The organism is Candidatus Eisenbacteria bacterium, assembly GCA_016867495.1.
Classification (GTDB): Bacteria; Eisenbacteria; RBG-16-71-46; order CAIMUX01; family VGJL01; genus VGJL01.
Genome location: VGJL01000117.1, coordinates 1 through 8052, shown reverse-complemented (window position 1 = coordinate 8052; position 8052 = coordinate 1). Strand labels below are relative to the sequence as shown.

Sequence of the window (8052 nt, the reverse complement as noted above, 5' to 3'; positions counted from 1 at the left end):
GCGCTCGACGCGCTGCGCGACGCCGGTCTCGAGCCGGCGGTCGTCGCTCCCGATGCCGGGCCCTATCGATCCTTGTGCAGCTCATTCGTGACTTCCGAACGTCCGGGGCGAGGCCCGGTCGAGGGGCTGCTCGCCGCCCTGAAGGCGACGCAGGAGCCTTGGGCGCTGGTGCTCAGCGTCGACATGCCTCGAGTCGGGGTCGAAGTCCTGAGGCCACTGATCGACGTAGCGCTTGCGACCGAAGGAAGCAGAGCGGATCGGGGGCCGGGAGCGGCCTCCGCTCACGCAATGACCGAGCATCCTGGCGACACTACCGTGATTCAGGTCGCTTGCTACGGGGACGAACAGGGCCTGCGGCATCCCTTCCCGGGCATCTACCACTTTTCGATTCTGCCGGTGCTGGAAGGGGCGGCTCCCGGCGCCTCGATGCAGGAGATGCTCGACCGCATCGCCCTTCGCCTCCTGAGGGCGGCGGATCTCCCTGAGGGGTTTGACCTCGCCGCACGCTTGAGGAACGCGAATCGTCCTTCGGACCTGTTCGATCCTCCCGGTCGAGAGGCGTGACGGCTCGGCGGCGCGGCGGGCGGCCACGTCCCCTGCGATCCAGGCGAAGCCGGTCCCTCCTCGACATCCACAGATCGACTGCTTTGTCGAGAAGCGAGGAATGGGGAATATCCCCGATCTGGTCGACGCGGACCCAGCGGCCAGGCCCGGCCCGCGGTCCGGGGATTCTCTCGCGCGAGTCGCCCGCGTCCCAGACCTGGCAGAGATAGCGGCGGTTCATGATGGCGTGATGGAGAGGCCCCACGAACCTGGCGCCGGGCGCGGCTGCGGCTTCGCCCCTCCAGGGCAGCATCCACATCCCCACGAGAGGCCTCTGCCTCCGCCGCTCGAGCCAGATCGCGTCCCCGGGGCGGTGCGCGATCCAGAGGGTCGCGGCTTCGTCGACAGTGTCGGTTCCCTTCTCGGCCGGCGGGAAGTTGTCCGTTCGGCGCGATCTGAAGGCTCCGCACATGTCCCGCAGGGGGCAGTCCGCGCACCTCGGCCCGCGGGGGACGCAGATCGTCGCGCCAAGATCCATGAGCGCCTGGTTCGCGTCGCCCGGCCTCTCACGGGAGAGCAATCGATCCGCCTCGCGCCGCACGTGATGCGGTGGCCTGGCCGGCAACAACGCGAGGCGAGAGAGGACCCGCGAGACGTTGCCGTCCACCGCTGCCGACGGCAGGTCGTAGGCGATGCTCAGCACCGCGCTCACAGTGTAAGGGCCGACCCCGGGGAGCGCGGCTGCATCCGACTCCGATGACGGGAATCGCCCCCCATGCTTCTCGACGATCGCGCGGGCGGCGGCCCGGAGGTTGCTCGCGCGCCGGTAGTAGCCGAGGCCCGACCACTCCGCGAGCACATCGTCCTCCGACGCGGAGGCAAGCGTCCGCATGTCGGGGAAGCGCTGCAGGAATCGCCCGTAGCGGTCGCGCACGACCTCCACCCTCGTCTGCTGGAGCATCACTTCCGACACGAGGATGCGGTAGGGGTCCTTCGCGCCACGCCAGGGGAGATCGCGCCGGCTCCGGTCGTACCATCGCAGGAGCTTTCTCCTGAAGGCGGCCGCCGGAATCGGGGCGGGACGCTCCCCGGCAGATTTCGTGTCGCTGGGCATCATCCTCCCGCGTCCCGATAATGGGACTCCGTCTGGAGCCGGATTCCCAAGAGTGGGGAGATCCTATGGCCGAAGGCGCTGGCCGGCCTTCTCCCCCCGCTCGAGGCCCGCGCAAACCGCCGGGACTTATCGCTTGACGGCCTCCGCTCCGGAGTCCATTCTCTGGCACGACCTGTGCATATGTCCAGGCCGGGTCAGTTTGTGTTCGGCAGGTACCAGCATCCGTAGGGGATGTGGCGGGGGTCTGCTGCGAAGGATCGAAAGGAGATGTCTCGAATCATGACCGGTTCTGTTCGGCGTACGCGGCGTTTCACGCTAGCGGTTTGGTCGGGTGTGCTGGTCCTTCTCGTTCTGGGTCTTGCCTCTTGCGCAAAGCCGCCGGAGGCCGAGATGGCCGCGGCTCAGGCTGCGATCGATCAAGCCAAGGTCAAGGAGGCTGCCGAGTATGCGGCTCCTGAGCTGAAGGCCGCTGAGGATTCGCTTGCCGCCGCCAGGAACGAGGTGGATCGGCAGAGTGCGAAGTTTGCCCTCTTCCGTAGCTACAAGGTTGCGAAGGTGAAGGCTCTTTCTGCCCAGACGGCGGGGAACACCGCGGCTGAGGCGGCTGTTCGCAACAAGGAGATCGCGCGTCAGGACGCGGAGAAGAGTCTCGCTGACGCGCAGCAGGCGATCGCGGATGTCCGCACGCTCCTGGATAGTCCTCACGGCAAGCGGCTGATGAGGGCCAAGGAGGCGCGTCAGGCCATCGAGCAGATCAAGACGGAGCTGGATGCGACTGAGGCATCGCTCGAGAACGTGCGGCAGGCTCAGGCTCAAGAGAAGTACAAGCCGGCTGCCAGAATGGCCAAGGAGGCCGCGTCGAAGGCTCGGAGTCTGGGCACTGAGGTCCAGGCGGCCGTCGACAAGATGACTGGCGGCAAGTAGCAGCGGCCCTAGTCCCCGTTCCCAAAGCGGACCGGGTCTCAAGTACCTGCGAGCAGTACCCGAGGGCGGGTGTGTCGGCCCCAAGCCAACCGCCCGCCCTCTACTTGCTGGAAGAATGGTAGGCTGGGTGCGAGTGGGTGGTTCCAACGCGATGAGACAGAGTTGCCGACCTTGTCCTCCGTATGCCCTGTCGGCCTTGCTGGTAGGCGTATTGTCTCTGGCATTCGTCTCAGGCTGTCCCCGCGGCAAGGACACGGCCGCGGCCGACGCGGGGCAGACGGCGATCGATCCGAAGGTCGTCAAGAAGAGGATCGACGCCCTCAAGAAGGAGAACGGCCGTCTCCAGGGGCGCCTCGATAAGCTGATCCCCAAGGAGCCATACATCGTCATCAACACGACGCTGAACCGTCTCTACCTCAGGAAGGGCAACGAGACGCTCCTCGAGGCAGTCATCTCAACGGGAAGCAACACCGAGTTGACCACTCCGGATGGTCGCAAGACATGGTTCTTCTCCACTCCCCGCGGCGTCTTCAAGGTGCGGCATCGGAAGGAGAATCCCGTTTGGGTGCGGCCCGACTGGGCGTTCGTCGAGGAAGGCGAACCGATCCCCGGGCCGACCGCCCCGGAGAGGTACGAGGCTGGGGTTCTCGGCGACTACGGGCTCGACTTCGGAGACGGCTACCTGATCCACGGAACGCTCTTCCAGAGATTCCTCGGGCAGAGCGTCACGCATGGCTGCGTGCGGGTAGGCGACACCGATCTCGCCCAGATCTGGGAGTCGACCCGCGTCGGCACCCCGATCTACATCTTCTGAGAGGATGGGGGATGGGCTTCCATAACCGGCGTCGCCTGGCGGCAGCCGGCCTATCGATCCTCTGCCTGATGGCAATTCCCTCGGCGATCTCGACGGCCGATGACTCTACCATCCTGGAAGAGCTGCTCCGGCACCGCGCGGAGAATGCCGTTCTCAAGGCGCGGCTCGCCCTCAGCAAGGAGCCGCTTCCATACATGATCCTCGATCTCCCCCTTCGCGAGGTCAGGCTCGAGCTTCAAGGGGTCACGCTCACGAAGTTCCCGCTGCGCCGCGTCGTTCTCAACCGACTCGCCAGGGAGATCTCGGTCGACACGACAAGGATCTCCTTCTGCGAAGTCCCCTTCGTGCTGCAGCAGGAGAAGTGGTTCGAGGAGGTGCCCACGCTCGCCCTCAAGGACAGCGCCGCGGTCGCGAGCAGCCCCGACACGACCGGCGCCCTTGCCGAGCGGATCCGAACCGCCCGGGTCTTGGCGATGCTCACTTTCGAGCGCAACCTCGTGATCGGGCTTCACGGGAACATCCCGCCCGAATCGAGGGGCGAGAGGTGGCGCCTGAGCCTCAAGACCTTCTGGAGGTCGATGAAGAAGGGGACGGCGGAATGGGCCCTTCGCCGGGAGCGCCGCGAATCGCTCCTGGTGGAGATCGAGATGGAGCCCGCCCTCGTCCGCAGCCTCGCGCCGAATCTGACCGACGGCACGAAGCTCGTTCTTCTCTTCTGATCGGGCGGTCGGATGGCGGCATCCTCTCGGCGGCCGCGAACCGCGCGCAGCGATCTGTCCGATTGACCTCCGCGAACGACGCTCGCTAGACTCCCCGGCATGGAATCGGGCAGTGGCTCGGAGCCCGCGGGCAACCGACGAGCGGACATCCCCGCGCCGGCCTCGAGATCCTCCTCGGCAGGGATTGCCGCCGGCTACTTCGAGGCCGTTGTCAGGCAGCTTGCAGCCGCCGTGGTGGTCACCGATCTCGACCGCCGGATCCGCCTCTGGAGCGCGGGCGCCGAGAGGCTCCTCGGCTACCGCGCCGATGAGATCGTCGGCGAGCCCTACGCGCGCTTGGTCCCCGATGACCTCCTGGAAAGCGATGCGAAGGAGATCAGGCGGCGCGTTCTCGAGTCCGACCAGGTTCTCTACTTCCCGACGCAACACCTGACCAAGGACGGTCGGCGGGTGCGTGTGGAGGTCTGCCGGTCCTTCCTCAGGGATCATGACGGCGCCCCGCTCGGCTACAGCAGTGTCATTCTCGACCAGACGGAGAAGCTTGCCATGCAGGACAGGCTCCTGCAGGCGGAGCGCCTCAACGCGCTGGGGATGGTTGTGGGAAAGGTCTTTCACGAGCTGCGCACGCCTCTGGGTGTGCTCGTTCTCCAGGCGGAGATCCTCTCGGAGGAGATCGACGAGCTCCTCGAGCGGGCGGGCGATCGCGCGGACGCGCCCCTCGCGTCGCGCGTGCGCGAGTCCCTCGCCGCGTTCGCCCGCGAGATCCAGAGGATCGAAGGACTCGCGGAGGACTATCTCCTCATGATCCGTCCGATCAAGGCGCATCCTTCCTCCTTGCGGCTGGGAGACTTCCTGGACACGCTCGAGAGCGAGCTTCGGGGCAAGGGCGAGCGGCCCGGCTGCGAGGTGCGGGTAGAATGCAGGCGTCCGGACGCGGTGGTGCGGTTGGACCCGCTCCAGATGCTGCGCGTGTTTCACAACCTCGCCGGGAACTCGCTCGACGCGATACCCGATGGACTATCCCCGTTCCTTTTGATCCACGCCGATGTCGAGGGCGATCTTCTGATTCTCAGTCTGCGCGACAACGGTCCAGGTCTGCCACCCGAGCTCTGTGGAGGGGGCGCGTTCGAGATCTTCGCGACGACGAAGCGAGGAGGGTCGGGACTGGGGCTCCACCTGGTGCAGGAGATCGTGCTCGCGCACGGCGGCAGGATCAGTCTCGGGAATCACGCCGAGGGAGGTGCGGAGGCCAGGATCGAGCTTCCGATGCAAGGAGCCGACCGGGATGGCTGAGAGGATCCTGATTGTCGACGATGACGCGGACACCCGCCAAAGCCTCGTCGCCATCGCCACACGGGACGGCTGGACCGTGGAGGAAGCCGCCGACGGCGAGAGCGCTCTCCGACTGATCAAGAGGCAGGCATACGACCTGGTCCTCTCCGATCTGGTCATGCCCAGGATCGACGGGCTCGAGCTGCTGCGACGGCTGCGGGCCGCGGGCATCCGCGTCCCGTTCGTGATGATCACAGGCCACGCCACTGTCGAGACGGCGGTGGAAGCGATGCGCATCGGCGCCTTTGACTACCTGTCGAAGCCGGTTCGCCTGGGAGTCCTCCGCTCCGTCCTCGCGAAGGTCCGCAGGGTGCGTCGGGCGGAGGACTCCGAGACAAGCACGGAAGGACCGAGGCTCGAGGGAGTGAGCGAGGGGATCCGCCGCATCAAGGAGCTCATCGAGCTCGCGGCGCCTTCCAGGAGCACGGTCCTGATCACGGGGGAAACAGGCACCGGCAAGGAGATCATCGCCGAGATGATCCACAGGCAGAGCCCCCGGGCATCCAAGCGGCTTGTCAAGGTCAACTGCGCCGGGCTGCCCGAGAATCTGATCGAGTCGGAGCTCTTCGGACACGAGAAGGGCGCATTCACGGGGGCCGACAGAGCGAGGGAGGGGCGCTTCGAGGCCGCCGATCACGGGACCCTGTTTCTGGACGAGATCTCCGAGATGTCCTGGTCGGCCCAGGCCCGCCTGCTTCGCGTCATCGAGGCGGGGGAGTTCGAGCGCGTCGGTTCCTCGGAGACGCGCAAGGTGAGCGCGAGGGTGATCGCGGCGACCAATCAGGACCTCAAGAGGCTGTCGCAAGAGAAGAGGTTTCGCGAGGATCTCTACTACAGGGTGCGCGTGATCGAGATCCGAATCCTTCCCCTCAGGGAGCGACGCGAGGATCTGCCGATCCTGACCGAGGCGTTTCTCCAGCGCCTCTCCAGGGAGCACGGGCGCCCGGTTCCCCCCGTCTCCGACCGGGTAGCGCGAGCCTTCGCGGCCTATTCGTGGCCGGGCAACGTCCGCGAGCTGGAGCATGTTCTCGAGCATGCCTTCATTCTCTGCCGCGGGGGGGAAATCGGTCCCGAGCATCTCCCGGCCGAGCTGCGGCCGGAGCGACCGCGGGCCGTCCAGATCCCAGTGGGCACCCCGCTCGAGAGGGCAGAGCGAGAGATCATTCAGGCCACTCTCGAGGCGGTGGACGACGACAAGCGGGAAGCGGCCCGCCTGCTCGGTCTCTCGAGGAGCGCGCTCTATCGAAGGCTCGGCGAGCTCGCGTCCGGCAAGCCTCAGGGCCCGATCCGGGAGGAGCCCGGCTCCGGCGAGGGCGACTCCGCGGGGGAATCGGCGGGCCCTGTGGATCGTCCGGTCGAGGATCGCTGAGCCGCCTTCGCGCGCGGGGGAGTCCCGCGAGCGGCACCCGGATCAGAGCGCGAATCCCCCGCGTGGGACGATCGAGCCCGATCGCCTCGAGGGCGACGGGCGCCGAGCCGCTGCAATCCTCAGGAGGACAACATATTCGTCCTCCCGACCTCCGTCTGGCACGCCCCCTGCGACACTCGAACGTCGGGAGGGAGCATGACCGCCAAGCTTCGCGGACACATGGCTGTCATCGGCATCGCTGACGGCGCCCTGCGGGAGGCGATCCGCCGGACGCTTGAGAGAGAGGGCGCGGCGGTCGCGGCGAGCGCTCGAGCCGGAGAGCTTCTCTCCGACATGCGAACGCGGGGGGGCGACATTTGCCTTCTGGACGCCGACCTCGCGGGGGCTGATCTCGAGTCCCTCCTGCTGCAGATCCGGAGTCTCGATCAGGCCATGCCCATCGTTCTCGTCTCCTCTCAACCGACCGGAACATCCTCCTACGCCGCCGGACTGACGCTCCTCCCTCTGCCCTTTCGAAGAAGGGAGCTGATCGACCTGATGCAGCAGCTTCTCCGCCAGGACGCTCCCAGCTCCTAGCGCGGGTCGGCCGGATTCCCTCAAGACACCGGCGTCCCGGGCCGAGGAATTACCGGGGTCCGACCGGCGAAGGATCCCGGGGCAGGAAGCCGGTTTGGCTTCCCGACGCGGAGGAAGGCTCACCAGGATGGCGGGCAGGCGGGAATCGATGCGAAAAGGGCCATCAACGGGTGGCGGGGCGCGAGCGCGCCGCGCCGGCCGGAGGGTGGCTGCCAAGGGCGACGCCGCATCCCGGCTCGGCTCCCCCGTGGGGCCGCGAGGCGGAGGGCGTCGTTTCGCCCATGAGACCGCGAAAGAACGCGCCGCATAAGCCGCGGGCGGCGCCCGATTGACCCGCGACCGCGCCGAGCTCGCCCCGCGCCGCCCGGCGGCTTCATGCGGTTGTTCGGCGACCCTCAGGTTCCCACCGGAAGGACAGCTTCCGACGGTGCACGGCGCAGTCCCGGAGATACAGATTGATCAGGCTCTGGTACGGCAATCCTGTCGTCTCTGCCAGCGCCTTGAAGTACTCGACGGTGTCTCGGTCGAGACGAATCGTTACAGCCTGCTTGAGCAACTTGATGTAAGGGTTGCGTCGCCCCTTCATCTTGGAGAAGTCGTAGTGGGCTCTCATGGCATCAACTCCAATAGCTCTCTTGCTCCCGCTTGTCAGCCTTGCGAG

The 8052-nt window shown here is 66.8% G+C and carries 9 protein-coding genes; 7 read left to right on the top strand and 2 right to left on the bottom strand.

Features of this window, described 5'->3' with window-relative positions; translation table 11 throughout:
- A partial coding sequence (locus FJY88_10005) for a hypothetical protein (protein ID MBM3287664.1) occupies window positions 1-564 on the top strand: 564 nt, incomplete at its 5' end.
- Here FJY88_10005 and FJY88_10000 read toward each other — a convergent pair.
- On the bottom strand, window positions 311-1660 hold the full coding sequence (locus tag FJY88_10000; protein ID MBM3287663.1) for an A/G-specific adenine glycosylase: 1350 nt from the start codon (window positions 1658-1660) through the stop codon (window positions 311-313). The two genes, FJY88_10005 and FJY88_10000, sit on opposite strands and share 254 nt — an antisense overlap.
- 228 nt (window positions 1661-1888) lie before the next feature.
- On the opposite strand from FJY88_10000, the gene FJY88_09995 reads away from it, so the two are divergent.
- From FJY88_09995 to FJY88_09970, 6 genes are all read left to right on the top strand, one after another.
- Window positions 1889-2581 (top strand): DUF4398 domain-containing protein, encoded by a 693-nt coding sequence (locus FJY88_09995; GenBank protein ID MBM3287662.1) that lies wholly within the window; start codon window positions 1889-1891, stop codon window positions 2579-2581.
- 151 nt (window positions 2582-2732) lie between these two features.
- Entirely contained in the window at window positions 2733-3395 is a 663-nt protein-coding gene (locus tag FJY88_09990) for a L,D-transpeptidase (GenBank protein MBM3287661.1), read from the top strand.
- A gap of 11 nt (window positions 3396-3406) precedes the next feature.
- Window positions 3407-4114 carry a hypothetical protein gene (locus FJY88_09985; protein ID MBM3287660.1) on the top strand — a complete coding sequence of 236 codons (708 nt, stop codon included), beginning with the start codon at window positions 3407-3409 and terminating at the stop codon, window positions 4112-4114.
- Window positions 4115-4213: 99 nt separating this feature from the next.
- Window positions 4214-5407, top strand: a complete 1194-nt coding sequence (locus FJY88_09980) for a PAS domain S-box protein (protein MBM3287659.1) — start codon at window positions 4214-4216, stop codon at window positions 5405-5407.
- Window positions 5400-6815, top strand: a complete 1416-nt coding sequence (locus tag FJY88_09975) for a sigma-54-dependent Fis family transcriptional regulator (GenBank protein MBM3287658.1) — start codon at window positions 5400-5402, stop codon at window positions 6813-6815. Before FJY88_09980 ends, FJY88_09975 begins: the two co-directional genes overlap by 8 nt.
- 195 nt (window positions 6816-7010) lie before the next feature.
- Window positions 7011-7391, top strand: coding sequence for a response regulator (locus FJY88_09970; protein MBM3287657.1), 381 nt, complete (start codon window positions 7011-7013; stop codon window positions 7389-7391).
- Window positions 7392-7764: 373 nt separating this feature from the next.
- On the opposite strand, the gene FJY88_09965 is transcribed toward FJY88_09970, so the two are convergent.
- A complete protein-coding gene (locus FJY88_09965; GenBank protein ID MBM3287656.1) occupies window positions 7765-8004 on the bottom strand; it encodes a BrnA antitoxin family protein in 240 nt (79 codons plus the stop codon).
- Between the last annotated feature and the right edge of the window lie 48 nt (window positions 8005-8052).

What these genes read in the sequence shown, in the direction of transcription:
- FJY88_09980 (MBM3287659.1), top strand. Translation starts at nt 4,214, where the DNA reads ATGGAATCGGGCAGTGGCTCGGAGCCCGCGGGCAACCGACGAGCGGAC.
- FJY88_09970 (MBM3287657.1), top strand. Translation starts at nt 7,011, where the DNA reads ATGACCGCCAAGCTTCGCGGACACATGGCTGTCATCGGCATCGCTGAC.
- FJY88_09995 (MBM3287662.1), top strand. Translation starts at nt 1,889, where the DNA reads ATGTGGCGGGGGTCTGCTGCGAAGGATCGAAAGGAGATGTCTCGAATC.
- FJY88_09975 (MBM3287658.1), top strand. Translation starts at nt 5,400, where the DNA reads ATGGCTGAGAGGATCCTGATTGTCGACGATGACGCGGACACCCGCCAA.
- FJY88_09990 (MBM3287661.1), top strand. Translation starts at nt 2,733, where the DNA reads ATGAGACAGAGTTGCCGACCTTGTCCTCCGTATGCCCTGTCGGCCTTG.
- FJY88_10000 (MBM3287663.1), bottom strand. Translation starts at nt 1,660, where the DNA reads ATGATGCCCAGCGACACGAAATCTGCCGGGGAGCGTCCCGCCCCGATT.
- FJY88_09965 (MBM3287656.1), bottom strand. Translation starts at nt 8,004, where the DNA reads ATGAGAGCCCACTACGACTTCTCCAAGATGAAGGGGCGACGCAACCCT.
- FJY88_09985 (MBM3287660.1), top strand. Translation starts at nt 3,407, where the DNA reads ATGGGCTTCCATAACCGGCGTCGCCTGGCGGCAGCCGGCCTATCGATC.